The organism is Methylibium sp. T29-B, assembly GCF_000576225.1.
Classification (GTDB): domain Bacteria; phylum Pseudomonadota; class Gammaproteobacteria; order Burkholderiales; family Burkholderiaceae_C; genus Methylibium; species Methylibium petroleiphilum.
In genome coordinates, this window is record NZ_AZSN01000027.1 from 20,573 (window position 1) to 37,530 (window position 16,958).

Here is a 16,958-nt window from a genome sequence, read left to right on the forward strand (position 1 = left end):
GACACGCGCCGACCGATCGACCAAAAGCGTCGCCCGTGTAACGGTGTTGAAGCGTCGCGCTCGGCGGGCCGGCGACGGCGCGTGACGGTTTGCACGGCCTCGGCCGTCCGTCGTACCTCACCGCGGCTGGCACGCTAGATGCGTTGCCGCCCTCCATACAGCAGGAGGAGTCCGGCATGACACAGAGCATCAAAACAAGGCTTCGCCCCAGCCCGGCGCGCGGCGTTGCGTTCGGCGCGGTGTCTTCGCTGCTGCGCCTGGCGGCGCGCGAGCGTCAGGCCCACGGCGATGCGCCGGCCTGGCTGCAAGGTCTGACACGCGCGCTGCGCGCCGGCGGTCCCGGCAGCGGCGCCCGGCCGCTGCATGCGGTGCTGGCCGGCGGCGATTGCGCACCCAGCGAGTGGCGCAGCGCTCGCTGAGCCGACATCATTCACAGCCAACACATCATCACGCCCCCACCATGATCGCTCCGCGCTTCAAGCTTGCCGCGACCGCTGCCTTCAGCGGATCACGTGACAAGGGCATCAGTGCCGAGCGATCCGGCCGGGGGCCGGTGCTGCCTGCCCGCAACGCGCCCGGTCAGCTCACGCTGCCCTGGGGTGTGGTGCCCGCGGCGCCGGCACGTCAAAGGTTGCGGACCGGTTGACGTCCAAGAGGGGGCGGGCGGGTCGGGGTGGATGAGAGCGAGCCCTGACCACCACGTCCCGCCCCCTTTCTTTTTCATTCCCCCGAAGCAGACGCTGCAGCACATCGCTGCCGCGGCTGGCGTGGTCAGCGCGCAGCCCGCCGGATCGACAGATGGCGATCGAGGCAGCGCAGCAGCTCGGCCACGTCGACCGGTTTGGTGAGGTACTCATCGAAGCCGCGTTCACGCGCGGCGCGCACGACCTGCGGTTGCGCGTCGGCCGACAGTGCGATGCGGGGCACCTGGGCCAGCGCTGCGTCGTCGCGCAGGGCATCCAGGACCTCGAGTCCGGTCATGTCGCCCAGGTGCATGTCGATCAGCAGCAGGTCGGGGGGCGTGCGGCGCGCACTCTCGATCGCCTCGCGGCCGGTGTACGCGACGCGCAACTCGCAACCGCTGCGCAACAGCAGGAGCTGCTGCACCAGTTCGATGTTGAGCCGGTTGTCCTCGGCGTACAGCACGCTGTGCGGTGCGCTGTCGGAGGCCGCAGGCATGGACGGATCCGGCACTGTCTGGCCCGTGGCCGCCGGGGTGCCGGGTGGAGCGGGCGCACGGCGCAGCTCGACATGGAAGGTCGAACCGCTGCCGGGCTGGCTGTGCACGCTGATGCGGCCGTCCATCAACTCCACCAGCCGCAGCGTGATCGCCAGACCCAGCCCGGTGCCTTCGATGCTGCTGCGCTCCGCGCCGAGCCGGTTGAAGGGCTCGAACAGGTGCAGTTGCTGTGCCGGCGTCATCCCCATGCCGGTATCGGTCACGGCGATGCGCACGGTGTGCTCGTCGAGGCCCTCGGTCTCCACCACGACCTGGCCGCCCGAGCGGTTGTACTTGACCGCGTTGCTCAGCAGGTTGACCAGCACCTGGCGCAGCCGCATCGGGTCGGCGGTCACGTGCAGGTCGCCGGGGCCGCGCCGGATCAGCGTCACGCCGCTGGCGTGCGCCGTCGGCAGCACCAGCGCGAAGGACTCGCTGACCAGCGCGCTCAATCCTACCGGCTGAGGCTGCAGTGGCAGGCTGCCGGTCTCGATGCGCGACAGGTCGAGCACGTCGCCGATCATCGCCAGCAGATGCTGGCCGGCGCGCTCGATGTGGCCGAGGCGCGCCCGCTGGCCGTCCTGCAGCGGCGCCGAAGGATCGCCCAGCAGCAACTGCGTGAAGCCGAGCACCGCATTGAGCGGCGTGCGCAGCTCGTGGCTCATGCGCGACAGGAACTCGGTCTTGGCCTCGTTCGCGCGCGCCGCCGCCTGGGCGTTCATCAGCGCGGCGTCGGCCTGCTTGCGGTCGGTGATGTCGCGGATGTAGCCGTGCCAGGTCGTGCTGCCATCGGGCAGCCGCTCGGGTGATCCCTGGGCCTCGACCGCGCGCCGTCCGCGTGACGGCAGATCGACCTCGAACTCGATCGCCCAGGGTTCGAGCCGCTGGCCGGCGCGCTCCAGCGTCTCCCACACCCGCTTGCGTTGGCCCTTGGCCACGCGTTCGATCATCAGGCGCGCATCGTCACGCACGGCGCCGTCCGGGTCGAGTTCGAACAGCTCGCGCAGGCCGCGGCTCGCGTAGGGCACGCGCGCGACGCCTTGCGCGTCGACATTGAACTGCAGCAGCACGCCCGGCACCCGATCGGCCAGCTTCGTGAACAGTGCCTCGCGCTCTTGCAGCGCCGCTTCGGCACGGCGGCGCTGGTCGATGTCGAGCGCCACCGTGACGGTGTGCTGGAAGCGACCCAGGGCGTCGAACACCGCCGTGACGGTGAGCTGCACCCACAGCGTCGTGCCGTCGGGCCGCAGATAGCGCTTCTCGCGGTTCTCTCGCAGCACCTGCCCGGCCACCAGGCGGCGCAGCAGATCCTCGTCGTCGGCAAGGTCGTCGGGATGCGTCAGCTCGCGGAAACTGCCCGCGAGCAGCTCGTCGCGCGAGCGGCCCACGATCTCGCAGAAGCGCGCATTGACCTCGAGCAGCCGCCCGTCGGCACCGGTCTGGGCGATGCCGGCGCCGGCCATCTCGAAGCTGTGGCGCCAGCGTTCTTCGCTGGCGCGCAATGCGGACTCGGCGGCCCGCCGCTGGCGGTCGAGCTGCACCGACGCGATGATGCCGGCCATGCTCTGGAACAGCGGGTCGAGCGCGTCCAGCAGGGCGCGGTCGTAGCCTGGCCGCCGGTTCGCGAGGCCGATCATCCCGACCAGCTCGCTGCCGTAGTGCAGCGGCACGCCGAGGAAGGTGTTCAGCGCCTGGTGGCCTTGCGGCAGGCCGCCGCCGCGGCGCGGATCGTTCGGGGCGTCGTTGGCGATCACGGTCTCGCCGGTCACCAGGGCTGCGCCGAACAGCGTCTTCAGGTTGTGGAACTCCATGCCGGCGACGCGCTGGCGCTCGACCTGCTCGCGCGAGGCGGCGTCCCACGCGATGTTGCTCAGCGTGAAGATCTTCAGGTAGGGCGTGCCGTCGGGCTGGCGCCAGACCTCGGCGATGAAACCGTACTCGCTCTCGCCGAGCCGCAGCAGTTCGGGCAGCAAGGCATCGAACACGCGGTGCGGCTCGGCACTGCGCACGAATTGCGATTGCAGCTGTCGGATGAGTGCACCCAGTTCAGGCATGGCGGCGTCGGGCGAGCTGCGACGTGGACAAGGTGCACGGATCGTAAGTCACGCCCGACACGTGGAATACCCCAACGCGGTCGACCCCTCCGCGAGGGGACCCGACGCGACGATCGCCGTCGGCCGCCGGAGCAGCGGCCCGTCGCCGCCCCGGCGGGCCGCCTCACGGGGCCTGGAGCGCCGGATAGTCGGTGTAGCCCTTGGCGCCGCCGCCGTACAGCGTGTCGCGGTCGAGCGCCGCGAACGGTGCGCCCACGCGCAGTCGCTGCACGAGGTCGGGGTTGCTGATGAAGGGCCGGCCGAAGGCCACGACATCCGCCCGGCCATCCGCCACCGCCTCGATCGCCATGTCGCGGTCGTAGCCGTTGTTCACGATCCACGGCGCCTTCACCCGGGCGCGCAAGGCCGCATAGTCGAACGGCGCGACGTCGCGCGGGCCGCCGGTCGCGCCCTCGATCACGTGCAGGAAGGCCAGCTTCAGCGGCGCCAGTTGCTCGGCCACGTGGTTGAACAAGGCCTGCGGATCCGAGTCGAGTGCGGCGTCGTTGGCGGGCGTCACCGGCGACAGGCGCAACCCGGTGCGGCCGGCGCCGATCTCGGCCGTCACGGCGCGCATCACCTCGAGCAGCAGGCGCGCACGGTTCTCGATCGAGCCGCCGTAGGCGTCGGTTCGGTGGTTGGTGCTGTCGCGCAGGAACTGCTCGAGCAGATAGCCGTTGGCGCCATGCACCTCGACGCCGTCGAAGCCGGCCTCGATGGCATTGCGCGCCGCCACGCGGTACTGCTCGACGATGCCGGGCAACTCGGCGAGCGCCAGCGCGCGTGGTGCCGACACGTCCTCGAAACCGTTGCGGGTGAAGGTCTTGCTCTTCGCGGTGATCGCCGACGGCGCGACCGGCACCTCGCCCTCGGGCAGCAGCGAGACGTGCGAGATCCGTCCGACGTGCCAGAGCTGCACCACGATCTTGCCGCCGCGCTCGTGCACCGCACGGGTCACGGCCTTCCAGCCCTCGACCTGCTCGCGGCTGTAGATCCCCGGTGTGTCGAGATACCCCTGGCCCAGCGGCGAGATCTGGGTGGCCTCGGTGACGATCAGGCCGGCATCGGCGCGCTGGCGGTAGTACTCGACGGCCAGCGGCGACGGCACGCGCCCGGCGACGGCGCGGTTGCGCGTCAGCGGCGCCATCGCGATGCGGTTGCGGAGCTCGATGTCGCCGAGGCGGATCGGATCGAACAGGCTGGTCATGCGCAAATCCTTCACGGAACAAGTTGCAAGCACTCTAGAAGCACTGCAAAAGGCGCGCTGCTGCAGGCTTACTGGATTCGTGCTTGCGCCTAGGATCGCGCCCATGGCCATCGACAACGCCCTGCGCGCCCTTGACATCGACCTGCCGGCCTGCCCGCAGACCCTGGTGCAGCTGTCGCTGCTGATGCACGACGAGGATGCGAACCTGCAGTCCATCGGCGGACTGATCGAGACCGACATGGCGCTCGCCTCGGCCGTCGTCCGCACCGTCAATTCGGCGCTGTTCGGCCTGCTGCGGCGGGTCGAGTCGGTGCCCGAGGCGGTCCGCTACCTCGGCACCCGGGAAGTCGCGGGGCTGACCTTCGAGATCGGCCTGCGCGGCGCCTTCCCGCCCAGCCCTCTGCTGACTGCGCTGTGGGCGCGCGCCGGCCGCCGCGGGCTGGCGATGGGCCGTGCGGCCCCCACGCTCGACATCGATCCCTGGCTCGCTCACACAGCGGGCCTGTTCGCCGAAAGCGGTCAGGCGGCCCTGGTGGGCCATGACGCACCCGGCTACGAGGCGCTGGTGGCGACCACCCCGAACCCGCTGGTGCAGCTCGAGGCCGAGGCGGTGACCTATGGCCTGAACCATGCCGCCCTGGGCGGCGCGCTCTGCCAGGCCTGGGGCCTGGCCGGTGACGTGGCCGCCAGCGTGCGGCTGCGCCCGATGGCGTTGCGCACCCTGGTTGCGCCGGAGGGCGACGATTTCGCGGCACCGTGGCTGACCGAACCGCTGTCGGTGCAGCGCCTGCTCGCTCTCGGGGCGGCCGTCGACGCGGCGCTCGAAGGCCAGGGCGAGGACATGCTCGCCCGCGCAAGCGCGACGCTCGGGCCGCTGGCCGGACTCGACGCCGCGCTGCTGCACGAAGCCGTGGCGGCCAGCGTCGCCCGGCTCGGCAACGCCTGAACCGCTGATCCCTCCCCACTCCCGTCTTCACCGCGCAGCGGCAGGACGCTGCGCGCGCCGGCACGAGGCGCCCGGTACTGGCACGATGGCGGTCCCCGCGACTCCTTGCCGCCGCCACATGTCCGTCCCGATGAAACGCCGCTCCCTGTTGCTGGCGGCGCTGTGCGCGGCGGCCGCGCCCGTGCGGGCCGCCGACAAGGTGGTGTTCGCCACCAACTGGAAGGCGCAGGCCGCGCACGGCGGCTTCTACCAGGCGCTGGCCGACGGCACCTATGCGAAGTACGGTCTCGACGTGCAGATCCGCCCGGGCGGACCGCAGGTCAACAACCGGCCGTTGCTGCCGGCCGGCCGGATCGACTTCCTGATGACCGGCAACCTGCTGCACAGCTTCGACAACGTGAAGAACGGCGTGCCCACCGTCGTGGTGGCCGCGATGTTCCAGAAGGACCCGCAGGCGCTGTTCGCCCATCCCGGCCAAGGGGTGCGCGGCTTCGAAGACCTGAAGAAGGCGCCGGTGGCCTGGATCGCGAAGGACGCGCAATTCACCTGGTGGGCCTGGCTCAAGAGCGAACACGGCTTTCGCGACGAGCAGCTGCGCCCCTATGCCTACAACGTCGGCCCCTTCCTCGCCAACCCGAAGAGCATCCAGCAGGGCTATGCGGTCGAGGAGCCGGTCTCGATCGAGCAGCAGGGCGGCTTCAAGCCGCTCACCTTCCTGCTGGCCGACCACGGCTTCTCGACCTATTCGACGCTGATCGAGACCACGGCCGAGACGGTGGCGCGCAAGCCCGAGCTGGTGCGGCGCTTCGTCGATGCGTCGATCGTCGGCTGGGTCACCTACCTGTACGGCGACCGCCGCCCGGGCGACGCGCTGATCCTGCGCGACAACCCGGACATGCGGGCCGAGACCATTGCCCGCTCGGTGGGGCTGATGAAGGAACTGGGCATCGTCGACTCGGGCGATGCGCAGACGCTGGGCATCGGCGCGATGAAGCCGGAGCGCATCCGTGACTTCCACGACAAGATGGTCCGGGCCGGGCTGTACCGGGCCGGCGAGGTGGACCTGGAGCGCGTGGCCACCACGCACTTCGTGAACCGCGGCACCGGCGTGGCGCTGATGCGGCAGCTGCGCGGGCGCTAGCCCGACGGTCTAGCGGGCGCGCCGCCGCCGGTTGCTGCAGGTGCGCAGCACCGTCACCAGCTCGGCCGCGTCGATCGGCTTGCCGAGGAAGCCGTCGGCGCCGGCGATCGTCGCGCGCACGCGGTCGCTGGGCGTCGACTGGGCGCTGACCAGCACCACCGTCGGCGCGCCCTTGCGGCGCTGCTTGATCTGCTGGCACAGCGCCAGGCCGTCCATGTCCTTCATCTCCACGTCGCTGAAGACGATGCGAAAGTGCGATGTCTGGAGGCGCTCGAGCGCGTCGGCGCCGCTCACCGCCGTCGTGACGCGGCAGCCCAGCTTCTGCAGCTGCACCTGCAGGAGCCGGCGCGCGATGTCGATGTCGTCGACCACCAGCACATCGATGTCGAAGTGCGTCTCGTCCGCGGCGCGCGGCCGCCGGGCCGGACGCGCGGCGGCGGTCTTCGGCGCATAGGGGTCGGCCACCGCCTGGCGCGCCAGCATCAGGGTCTCGAGCGCGCGCGCCACCTGTCGTGCGTCGATCGGGCGGTGCAGGTGCATCACCGCGCCGTCCGGCACCTGCTGGCCGATGAACACGGCTGCGGCCATGCGGGCGGCGGCGCGCACCTCCTCGACGGCGGCCGGCCGATCGCCATCGACCACGCAGAAGTCGCTGTCGGCCAGCGAGGCGGCCGGCTCGAAGGCGGGCGTCTGGCCCGCTGCCAGCCGGAAATAGCTCTCGAGCGCCTGCTGCTCGAAGGCACTGAATCCCACCAGTGCCACGCGGTGCCTCGGGGTCACGACGGGCTGGGGCATGGGAGGCGGAGCGGTTCGCGCATGGATCGCATGCTCCGCTGCGCTGGCGGGCGCGTCAATCCCACGCCGAGCGAAGTGCCGGATGTCGGCGCGCACCGGCCGGGCCTAGCATTGGCGCAATCACCACCGCGCGGCCTACCGGGAGTCCTGCATGATCACCACCACGATCTACGATTTCGAGGCCCGGTCCATCGACGGCCGGACCGTCTCGCTGGCCGACTACCGCGGCAAGGTGCTGCTGATCGTCAACACCGCCAGCGCCTGCGGCTTCACGCCGCAGTTCGCCGGTCTCCAGTCGCTGTGGCAGGCCTACGGCGAGCGTGGGCTGGCGGTCCTCGGCTTTCCGAGCAACGAGTTCGGCGGGCAGGATCCCGGCAGCAACGACGAGATTGCCAGCTTCTGCCAGCTGAACTACGGCGTCAGCTTCCCGATGATGGCCAAGGTCGAGGTCAACGGCGCCGGTGCCCATCCGCTCTACCGGTGGCTCACCGGCGAGGTCAAGGGCCTGCTCGGGACGCGGGCGATCAAGTGGAACTTCACCAAGTTCCTCGTCGGGCGCGACGGCCGCGTCCTCGGGCGCTATGCGCCGACCGACAAGCCCGAGAGCCTGACGCGCGACATCGAGGCCGCGCTCGCCGCCTGAGGTCGCGCGCGCTCAGCCGCGGTCGATCGACAGCACGACCATGGTCTGGTTCAGCAGCTGGTAGGCCACTTCGCCGAAGGTCATCGGCCCGGTGATGGGCCCGGTGCGCTTGCCTTCGAGTTCGGAATACAGGTAGTTCAGGATGCAGTTGCAGCTCCAGCCGACCTGCCCACTGTCGGCGGGCAGCGCACCGACCAGCGCCTGTTCGTAGTTGTCCATCGGACGCGCGAAACGGTACTCGATGTCGTCGAACACCGGAGCGTAGAAGTCGACGCGGTGGTCGGCCTCGTCGATGCCCTTGAACGACACGTTGACCATCGCGCCGGAGTAGTCGGCCACCAGGGGCCAGCGCGTGTCGACCGCGTTGCGCTGCAGGTAATCGGCAAAGTTGACCGGCTTGCCGTTGACCAGGCAGTCGTGCGCGTGGAACCCGGCTTCGGTGAAGCGGATGCGATCACCGTCGCCCTGCTCGAACAGGTTGACGATGTCCAGCCGTGCCAGCTGATCCTCGGGCAACGGCAGGTGCATCACCAGCGCACGCTCGCCGTCGAACTCGCCGGTCTCGCCGTTCACGACGACCGGTGTCGCCTTGCCGAGATCGTCGAGGTGGATGCCGGCGATCCACCCGAGCAGCGGCTTCAGGTACATGTCCTCGTACTGCGGCGCCTCGCGCGCGAACTGCGAGTGCACGGCCGAGAAGGCCGGAATGATGATCAGCGAGTAGCCATTGGCCGGGCCGTCGACGCACACGTTCGGCAGGCTCTTCGCGTCGTACCAGCGCAGCGTCGACTCGAGGGCAGCGCCGGGCAGCGCCGCGACGAACACCTGGTCACGTGTGGTGCGCCCGCCGTCCTGGCCCATGAAGTAGGGGATGCTGCCGCCGATCCAGCGGCCACGCGGCAGCCGGCGCAGCAGTGCCTCCTCGCCGGCGACCATGTAGCGGCCGTGGCTGCGCAGCAGCACGCCGGCTTCCTCGACGGACATCAGCGCGCCGGTGGCGGGGCGCAGCGACGATGAGGGTCGTGCGGTCATGGCCTCATCCTAGTTTCAGTTGCGCCAGCTCGTGCGACAGCACCCGCTCGTTCTTCACGAAATAGCGGTGCAGGTCGCGCAGCTTCAGCAGGCGGACCTCGTCGTCGGAGATGAGGTCGAGCTGCGAGCGCACCCGCGTGAGCATCAGCTTCAGGCTCAGCACGCGGATGTCGAGCTGCAGGTCGCCGTTGGCGAGCCGCAGCCAGATCGGGTCGGTGACGTCGGGCACGTCGCCGGTGGCGTCGGGCATGGCGTTCGGCAGCGTGGCAGCCACCGCGGCCGGTGGCGTCGCGGCGTTCGCGGTGTCGGTGCGCGTCGGTGGCGCAGGGTTCGCCGCGGCCTGCACCTGGGCACGGCCGTTGTCGAGCGCGAAGCGATAGCGCCAGACGTCATTCAGCGACAACTTCATCAGACTGCAGATCGCCTGCAGCGACACGCCCTCGTTGAAGAAGGCGAACACCTGCTGCGCCAGCGCCGTGGTGAAGGGCATGCCCGGGTCGCCCATCCACGGCAGCTTGTCGACCTCCGAGGTCGACGGGATCGACACGTGCAGGAAGAAGCGCACTGTCCCGAGCGACAGGTGCTGCCACATGTGCTGCTGCATGCGCACCGGCACGCCCTTCTTCGGGCGGCCGAACCAGCCGCGCTCCACCTGCGGACCGATCCACACGTCGCAACGGCGCTTGCGAAGGTCCAGTTGATAGTCGCCGATCTCCCACGGCCCGTCGACCAGCAACAGGTGGCGCAGCAGCGACTTGTCGACTCCGATCATGAGCATGTCTCCTCGTGGCGCGTCGTCCCGGGCCTTCGATGACGAGACCCGGGCGGGCGGCGTGTTGTGCCGGCTGCCATTGCAAGTGCAGGGCCACGATCGGCCGTCGGCGCCGCGCGGGCCGGAAAGGCGCGGCCCTTGCCCAGAAATGCACGAACCTGCGGCCCCGGTGCGGCCATTCCGCCGGTCGGGCGACGGATTCCGTCAGTGTGACGTCGCGGCCACGGCGCGAGCTGTGCTGCGCGGGTGCTCCGCGGTGAAGCGAGGGGATGCTGCGGCCTCAGGGTTTGTTCCGATCCGCCAGGGCTGCCTCGATAATCCGGCCTCCTCCGTCTTCACCCCCCGCCGCCATGTTCCAGCACGTCGAAGCCTATCCCGGCGACCCGATCCTGAGCCTCAACGAAGACTTCCAGAAGGATCCGCGCGCGGGCAAGGTCAACCTCAGCATCGGCATCTACTTCGACGATGCCGGCCGCATCCCGGTGCTGGGTTCGGTGCAGCGCGCCGAGGCCGAACTGCTGGCGCGCGGCGGCACCAAGTCCTACCTGCCGATCGAGGGCGCTGCCAATCTGCGCAACGCCGTGCAGGCCCTGCTGTTTGGCGCCGGCCACGAGGCGGTGACCGGCCGGCGCATCGCGACGATCCAGTCGGTCGGCTCCAGCGGCGGGCTCAAGGTCGGCGCCGACTTCCTCGTGCGCTACTTCCCCGGCAGCGCGGTCTGGGTCAGCGATCCGACCTGGGACAACCACCGCGCGATGTTCGAGGGCGCAGGCCTGACGGTGAACACCTACCCTACTACGACCCGGCGACGGGGGGCTGAAGTTCGACGCCATGCTCGCCGCGCTGCGCGGGCTGCCGCCCCGGAGCATCGTGCTGTTGCATGCCTGCTGCCACAACCCGACCGGCGTCGACCTGAGCGCCGCGCAATGGGAGGCGTTGATCCCGGTGCTGCGCGAGCGGCAGCTGCTGCCTTATCTGGACCTGGCCTACCAGGGCTTCGGCGACGGCATCGAGGCCGATGCCCACGCGGTGCGCGCGCTGGCTTCGGCCGGCCTGAGCTTCTTCGTCGCCAACTCCTTCAGCAAGAGCATGAGCCTGTATGGGGAGCGGGTCGGCGCATTGAGCGTCGTCTGCCCCGATGCCGCGCAGGCCGACAACGTGCTCGGGCAGCTCCGCGCCACGGTACGCCGCAACTATTCCAGCCCGCCGATCCACGGCGGCCAGCTGGCCGCGCTGGTGCTCGGCGAGCCGGCGCTGCGGGCCCAGTGGGAAGGCGAGCTCGCCGCGATGCGCGACCGCATCCTGGCGATGCGCCGCGCGCTGCACGCTGCCCTCACCGCCCGCCTGCCGGGTCGGGACTTCGGCTACTTCCTCAGCCAGCGCGGCATGTTCAGCTACACCGGCCTGAGCGCGGCCCAGGTCGACCTGCTGCGCGAGCGGCATGCCGTCTACCTGGTGCGCTCCGGCCGCATGTGCGTGGCCGGGCTCAACACCGGCAACGTGCAGACGGTCGCCGAGGCGATGGCCGCAGTGCTGGGCGGCTGAATGCAGGCGGTCGGGCACCGAAGGAGGCAGCGATGAGCGACGACAACCCGAGTGCGATCTCCCATGTCTCGATCGGCAGCAACCGCTTCGAGTCGGCGCGCGACTTCTACGACGCGGTGCTCGCCACGCTCGGCGTGCGACGCCTGATGGAGCACTCCGGCGCCGCGGCGTACAGCAAGGTCTACCCCGAGTTCTGGCTGCAGACACCGATCGACGGCGCGCCGGCCTCGGTGGGCAACGGCAGCCACGTCGGCTTCCTGGCGGCGAGCCGCGCTCAGGTCGATGCCTTCTACGCGGCGGCGGTGGCGGCGGGTGCCCGTGGCGACGGCCCGCCCGGCCCGCGCCCGCACTACGGCGCACCCTACTACGGCTGCTTCGTGCGCGATCTCGACGGCCACAAGATCGAGGCCTCGTTCTGGGACGAGGCGCTCGCGAGCGCCGCCACGCCCGGCGACTGAGCCGCCGCCTGCGCCGCTCAGACCCAGGGCAGCGCCAGTCCCTCGCGTTCGAACACCTGCCGCACCGCGGGTCGGTCGAGCACGCGCTGGAGGTAGGTCCCCAGCGCCGGCCGCACGCGGGCCGGATGCGCGAAGTGGCGCGTCCAGCGGCACAGCATCAGCGCATAGGCGTCGACCGCGCTGTAGCGTGCGCCGAGCAGCCATGGCCCGCCGTGGCGCTGCAGTTCGGCCTCCAGCAGATCGAGCAGCGCACCGGTTCGGCCTTCGGCGCAGCTCTTGAGCTCGGCAGCGCCCGCGTCGTTGCCGTCGGTGAGCCAGCGCTCGGGGTAGAAGAACACCATCAGCGTCGCCTGCAGCGTGTTCGTCAGCCACACCAGCCACTTGTAGAAGTGCGCCCGCTCGTCGCTGCCCGGCGGCGGCGCCAGACCCGCCTGCGGATGGCGGTCGACCAGATGCAGGCAGATCGCGGCGCTCTCGTACAGCACCAGGTCGCCGTCGACCAGCACCGGCACGCGGCCGTTCGGGTTGAGCGCCAGGTAGGCCGGCGAGCGGTGCGCCTGCGCCGCGGTGTCGACCGGCCGCAGCACGAAGGGCACGCCGATCTCGGTCAGCAGGATGTGCGGTGCCATCGCCGCGGTGCTGGGCGCATGGTGGAGTTCGATCATGCGGGCCTCTCAGGAGACGGATTCGGTGAAGCGCTCGCTCGTGGCGGCCCGGCGCGTGGCTCGGCTGGCCAGCGTGTTGAGCGCCAGGCCGCCCAGCACCAGCGCGGTCGCGCCCAGCTTCCAGCCGGGCAGGCTCTCGCCGAGCAGCAGCGACGAGGCCGCCATGCCGAACACCGGCACCAGCAGCGCAGCCGGCGCCACGGTCGCGGCCGGGTGGCGCGCCAGAAGCCAGTTCCACGCGCCGTAGCCGAACAGCGTGTTGCCCAGCGCCTGCCACGCCACCGCGGCCCAGGCGCCGGCGCTGGCCTGCGACAGGCTCGTGGCGATGCGCGCCGGGCCCTCGATCAGCAGGCTCAGCAGCGCCAGCGCGGGCGCGGCGAACACGCTGATCCAGACCATGAAGCCCAGCATGTCGACCCGGCCGACCGACCGGGCCACCATGTTGGCGCCGGCCCAGCACAAGGCGGCCGTGAGCACCAGCACCAGGCCCAGCGCGGTGATGCTGTGCTGGTCGATGTGGCCGGCGATCAGCGCCATGCCGGTGACCGCGAGTCCGAGGGCCAGCCCCTGCAGCAGCCGCGGCCGCTCGGCGTCGAGCAGCATCGCAAGCACGATGGTGAAGAACACCTGCGTCTGGATCACCAGCGAGGCCAGACCCGGCGAGATGTCGGCGCGCATCGCATACAGCATCAGCCCGAACAGGCCCAGGCCGTGCAGCGCACCGAAGCCGGCCAGCTTGTGCCAGGGTACGGCCGGTCGCTTGATGAACAGCAGCAGCGGGAACGCCGACAGCGCGAAGCGCAGCGTCGTGAACAGCAGCGGCGGCAGCTCGGCCAGGCCCCACTTGATGACGACGAAGTTGGTGCCCCAGACCGCGACCACGGCCAGGGCGAGCAGCAGGTGCGGAAGGGGCATGGCGGCAGTTTAGGAGCCGCGACCGGCGCCGCGCCGCGGTGGGGACAAGGACCGCCGCGCGGTCTCAGGCGCGACGGTAGGCGGCCACCCGCGCATGCAGGCCGCGGCGGCCGACGCTGCGCACCAGGTCCGCGAGGTCGGCGTCGGCGGTGTCCGCATCGGTCAGCGCGAACAGCTTGCGCAGGCTGGCCGCATCGAGCTTGCGGGTCGATTCCACCAGGGCATCGACCCGTGCTTCCGGCCCTTGGGCCTCCACGAGTTCGGTGAGCAGCCCGCAATGCAGCGCCGCCGCGGCATCCAGCTCCTCGTTGTGCAGCAGGATGGCGCGTGCGCGCTCGGCGCCGGTGATGGTCGCGAGACGCCGCGTGCCGAGCGCGACGCCGAACTGGAAGCCGGGGAACCTGAACCGCGCCGCCGGCGTGCCGATGCGAACGGCACACGAGCAGGCGATGTCGGCGCCGGCGCCGAAGGCTGCGCCGGCCACCCAGGCGATGGTGAGGAAGCGCGCCTGGCGCAGTCGCGCGAGCAGTTCGTTGATGTGCACGAAGCGCAGCAGCAGGTCGCCTTCGGACAACTGCTCGTAGCCGGTGAAATCGAAGCCCGCGCAGAAGTTGCGGCCCTCGCCGCGGATCACCAGCGCCAGGGTCTCCGGGCCGATCGCGTCGAGGCTGGCGTGCAGATGGTCGACCAGGGCCGCCGACAGGGCGTTGGCCTTGTCGGGACGGTTGAGGCGCAGCGTGCGCACGCCCTCGGCGGTGGGCGGCGACAGCAGCGCGAGTTCGCTCATCGCAACCACTCCCGGGCGACGGCCTCGGTGTGCTCGCCCAGACGCGGCGGACGGGCGTCGACCGAGAACTCGTAGCCTGCGATGTGCACCGGAAAGCCGATCGTCGGCGTCTTCAGTCCGTTGGGCAGCTCGAGCTCGGCGACCCAGCCGCGCTCCTTGACGTGCGGGTCGGCCAGGATGTCGGCGAAGTCGTTGATCGGTGCGCAGGGCACACCGCGCCGGTCGAACTCGGCCAGCCAGTCGGCCGCGCTGCGGCGCGCGAAGTGCGGCTGCAGCAGCGCGGCGAGCTCGCGCTGGTTGGCCGCCCGCAGGGTCTGCGTCACGAAGCGCGCGTCGGCCTCAAGCTGCGGCTGACCCACCGCCGCGCACACCTCGCCCCACAGCTTGTCGTTGCCGGCGGCGATCACGAAGGGCTTGTCGCTGCCCTCGAAGGCTGGTACGGCGCATTGCGCGGGTGGGCCGAGCCGAGCCGCTGCGGCGCCCGGCCGGTGCCGAAGTACTCGCTGATCTGCAGCGCCGAGATGCCCAGCATGCAGCCGAGCATCGAGCAGTCGATCTGCGTGCCGACGCCGGTGCGACGCACTTCCATGATGGCTGCGAGGATGGAATAGGCCGCATAGAGTCCGGCGGTGAAGTCGGCCACCGGCACGCCGCACTTCACGGGGATGCTGTCGTTCTCGCCGGTCACGCTCATCAGCCCGCTGATGGCCTGGACCGTCACGTCGAAGGCGCCCTTCTTCGCATAGGGGCCGTCCTGGCCGTAGCCGGTGACCGAGCAGTACACCAGCTGCGGGCGACGCTCGCGCAGCGCTTCGTAGCCCAGACCCAGGCGCTGCATCACGCCCGGGCGGAAGTTCTCCAGCACGATGTCGGCCGCCGCGCAGAGGTCGCGCACGCGTGCCACGTCGGCCGGATCCTTGAGGTTGGCCGCGATGCTGCGCTTGTTGCGGTTGAGCGAGGCGAAGTTGCCGCTGTAGGCCTCGGCGTCGGGCGCGGCGCGCATCAGCGGCGGCCACTGGCGCATGCCGTCGCCGCCGTCGGTGTTCTCGACCTTCACCACGTCGGCGCCAGGTCGGCGAGCAGCATCCCGCAGAACGGCACCGTGACGATCTGGCCGAACTCGAGCACCCTGAGGCCTGCGAGGGGTCGAAAGGAATCAACTGACATATCCGCTCCTACTGAATCAAACATCGTTCGCGGGTCACCGGGCCGTCGGCGGGTGCGACCGGCCCTAGACCGAGAGGTGGCGCTTCTGCGTCTCCTTGTCGTCCATCAGCGCCTTGGCCGAGCCTTCATGGACCACCAGGCCGTTGCTGAGCAGGTAGACGCGGTCGGCCAGCGTCAGACAGGCCTTGACGTTCTGCTCGACGATCACGATCGTCTGGCCTTCCTTCGCCAGCCGGCCCACCACTTCCATCAGCGCGCGCACGATGATCGGTGCCAGCCCCTCGAACGGCTCGTCGAGCATCAGCAGGCGCGGCGACTGGATCAGCGCCCTCGCGATCGACAGCATCTGCTGCTCGCCGCCCGACAGATGCCGGCCGTGCGACTTCTTGCGCTCGCCCAGGCGCGGGAACACCTCGTACATCGCGTCGATGGTCAGCGGCTTGGCGCAGCCCATCGCGGCGAGGACCAGGTTCTCCTCCACCGTCAGGCCGGCGAACACGCGGCGGTCTTCCGGCACCAGCTGGATGCCGGCGCGCGCCCGGCCTTCCGGCGAGGCGTCGCGCAGCCACGACCGGCATATTCGATGACGCCGGACTTCGGCTCCAGCAGCCCCATCACGGTCTTCAGCGTGGTGGTCTTGCCCGAGCCGTTGCGGCCGAGCAGCGCGACCACCTCGCCCTCGGCGACGCGCAGGTTGATGTCGTGCAGCACATGCGATTCGCCGTAGCAGGAGTTGACGTCGCGCAGCGAGAGCAGGTCAGTCTTCATCGCGACCTCCCATGTAGGCGGAGTGGACGATCGGGTTCTCTCGGATCTCCGCCGGCGGCCCGACGGCGAGGTTGCGACCCATGTGCAGCACGGCGATGCGGTCGGCCAGGCCGAACAGCGCGTCCATGTCGTGCTCGACCACCAGCGTGGTGCGCCCGATGCTGGCCGCCTTGATCACGCCCACCACCTGCACGCGCTCTTCGGGACTGAGGCCGGCCAGCGGTTCGTCCAGCAGCAGCACGTCGGGCTGGGTGGCCAGCGCGATGCCGATCTCGAGCCGGCGCTTCTCGCCGTAGGACAGGTCGGACACCGGCCCGCCCAGTCGGTCGGACAGGCCCATCATCGCCAGCAGCCGGTCGGCGTCCTTCATCAGCTCGCCATCGCGCTTGACCGAGGCCATCACGTCGAAGCGGAACGCGCCGCGCTGGCGCGCCAGCAGCGGCACCAGCAGGTTCTCGCGCAGGCTGAGCTCGGGGTAGACCTGCACGATCTGGTAGCTCTTGCTGATGCCCATCGCGCAGGCCTCGCGCACACCCACGCCGGTGATGTTCCTGCCGCGGAAATGCACCTCGCCGCTGGTGGCCGGCATCTCGCCGGTGAGGATGCGGAACAGCGTGCTCTTGCCGGCGCCGTTCGGGCCGATCAGGCCCATGATCTCGCCCTCGCGCACCGACAGGCACACGTCCTCCAGCGCCACCAGGCCGCCGAACTGCTTGCGGATGTGGCGTGCCTCGATCGCCGGCACGCCGTCGTCCGAGGCGGCTGCGCGCGGCGACGCCGTGGCCGTGCCCGCCGCCGCGGCGAG

At 70.6% G+C, this 16,958-nt stretch carries 17 protein-coding genes and 2 pseudogenes; 7 read left to right on the forward strand and 12 right to left on the reverse strand.

The genetic code is table 11. The features are described from left to right. Positions 1-176 precede the first annotated feature (176 nt). Positions 177-419 (forward strand): hypothetical protein, encoded by a 243-nt coding sequence (locus tag Y694_RS06730; protein ID WP_036230959.1) that lies wholly within the window; start codon positions 177-179, stop codon positions 417-419. Between the two features lie 41 nt (positions 420-460). Further along, entirely contained in the window at positions 461-646 is a 186-nt protein-coding gene (locus Y694_RS24745; RefSeq protein ID WP_152543434.1) for a hypothetical protein, read from the forward strand. Positions 647-771: 125 nt separating this feature from the next. On the opposite strand, the gene Y694_RS22460 is transcribed toward Y694_RS24745, so the two are convergent. Then, positions 772-3,273, reverse strand: coding sequence for an ATP-binding protein (locus Y694_RS22460; RefSeq protein ID WP_051495615.1), 2,502 nt, complete (start codon positions 3,271-3,273; stop codon positions 772-774). Positions 3,274-3,436: 163 nt separating this feature from the next. Continuing rightward, positions 3,437-4,519 carry an alkene reductase gene (locus Y694_RS06740; RefSeq protein ID WP_011831262.1) on the reverse strand — a complete coding sequence of 361 codons (1,083 nt, stop codon included), beginning with the start codon at positions 4,517-4,519 and terminating at the stop codon, positions 3,437-3,439. Positions 4,520-4,622: 103 nt separating this feature from the next. Between Y694_RS06740 and Y694_RS06745 the strand changes: the two genes are divergently transcribed. After that, on the forward strand, positions 4,623-5,465 hold the full coding sequence (locus Y694_RS06745; protein WP_051495616.1) for an HDOD domain-containing protein: 843 nt from the start codon (positions 4,623-4,625) through the stop codon (positions 5,463-5,465). A gap of 130 nt (positions 5,466-5,595) precedes the next feature. After that, a complete protein-coding gene (locus Y694_RS06750; RefSeq protein WP_231497565.1) occupies positions 5,596-6,606 on the forward strand; it encodes an ABC transporter substrate-binding protein in 1,011 nt (336 codons plus the stop codon). Positions 6,607-6,615: 9 nt separating this feature from the next. Here the strand turns inward: Y694_RS06750 and Y694_RS06755 are convergent, their stop codons facing one another. Further along, on the reverse strand, positions 6,616-7,401 hold the full coding sequence (locus Y694_RS06755; protein WP_011831259.1) for a response regulator: 786 nt from the start codon (positions 7,399-7,401) through the stop codon (positions 6,616-6,618). A 151-nt stretch (positions 7,402-7,552) separates the two neighbouring features. Between Y694_RS06755 and Y694_RS06760 the strand changes: the two genes are divergently transcribed. Continuing rightward, positions 7,553-8,044 carry a glutathione peroxidase gene (locus Y694_RS06760; protein ID WP_011831258.1) on the forward strand — a complete coding sequence of 164 codons (492 nt, stop codon included), beginning with the start codon at positions 7,553-7,555 and terminating at the stop codon, positions 8,042-8,044. Positions 8,045-8,056: 12 nt separating this feature from the next. Here the strand turns inward: Y694_RS06760 and Y694_RS06765 are convergent, their stop codons facing one another. Both Y694_RS06765 and Y694_RS06770 read right to left on the reverse strand, forming a co-directional pair. Continuing rightward, complete coding sequence (locus tag Y694_RS06765) at positions 8,057-9,076, reverse strand: DUF6976 family protein (RefSeq protein WP_036230962.1); 1,020 nt, start codon at positions 9,074-9,076, stop codon at positions 8,057-8,059. 4 nt (positions 9,077-9,080) lie between these two features. Further along, positions 9,081-9,854, reverse strand: coding sequence for a hypothetical protein (locus Y694_RS06770; RefSeq protein ID WP_051495618.1), 774 nt, complete (start codon positions 9,852-9,854; stop codon positions 9,081-9,083). A 344-nt stretch (positions 9,855-10,198) separates the two neighbouring features. Between Y694_RS06770 and Y694_RS06775 the strand changes: the two are divergent. Together Y694_RS06775 and Y694_RS06780 are read left to right on the forward strand one after the other, a co-directional pair. Continuing rightward, positions 10,199-11,393, forward strand: a pseudogene (locus Y694_RS06775) (aromatic amino acid transaminase). A 32-nt stretch (positions 11,394-11,425) separates the two neighbouring features. Continuing rightward, on the forward strand, positions 11,426-11,851 hold the full coding sequence (locus Y694_RS06780) for a VOC family protein (protein ID WP_036230965.1): 426 nt from the start codon (positions 11,426-11,428) through the stop codon (positions 11,849-11,851). A gap of 17 nt (positions 11,852-11,868) precedes the next feature. Here Y694_RS06780 and Y694_RS06785 read toward each other — a convergent pair whose 3' ends face one another. The 7 genes and pseudogenes from Y694_RS06785 to Y694_RS06815 form a co-directional block, all read right to left on the reverse strand. Next, positions 11,869-12,516, reverse strand: a complete 648-nt coding sequence (locus Y694_RS06785; RefSeq protein ID WP_011831253.1) for a glutathione S-transferase family protein — start codon at positions 12,514-12,516, stop codon at positions 11,869-11,871. Between the two features lie 9 nt (positions 12,517-12,525). Next, complete coding sequence (locus Y694_RS06790) at positions 12,526-13,431, reverse strand: EamA family transporter (RefSeq protein WP_036230967.1); 906 nt, start codon at positions 13,429-13,431, stop codon at positions 12,526-12,528. A gap of 64 nt (positions 13,432-13,495) precedes the next feature. Continuing rightward, positions 13,496-14,218, reverse strand: a complete 723-nt coding sequence (locus Y694_RS06795; RefSeq protein ID WP_036230970.1) for an enoyl-CoA hydratase/isomerase family protein — start codon at positions 14,216-14,218, stop codon at positions 13,496-13,498. Continuing rightward, positions 14,215-15,385: pseudogene (locus Y694_RS27045) on the reverse strand (CaiB/BaiF CoA transferase family protein). Before Y694_RS27045 ends, Y694_RS06795 begins: the two are co-directional and overlap by 4 nt. Before the next feature lie 64 nt (positions 15,386-15,449). After that, a complete protein-coding gene (locus Y694_RS26455; RefSeq protein ID WP_255343770.1) occupies positions 15,450-15,884 on the reverse strand; it encodes an ABC transporter ATP-binding protein in 435 nt (144 codons plus the stop codon). Continuing rightward, entirely contained in the window at positions 15,869-16,153 is a 285-nt protein-coding gene (locus tag Y694_RS26460; RefSeq protein ID WP_255343771.1) for an ATP-binding cassette domain-containing protein, read from the reverse strand. The genes Y694_RS26455 and Y694_RS26460 overlap by 16 nt, the downstream gene beginning before the upstream one ends. Then, positions 16,143-16,958: ABC transporter ATP-binding protein (locus Y694_RS06815; protein ID WP_155935791.1), on the reverse strand; the 816-nt coding region annotated here is incomplete at its 5' end. The genes Y694_RS26460 and Y694_RS06815, both read right to left, overlap by 11 nt.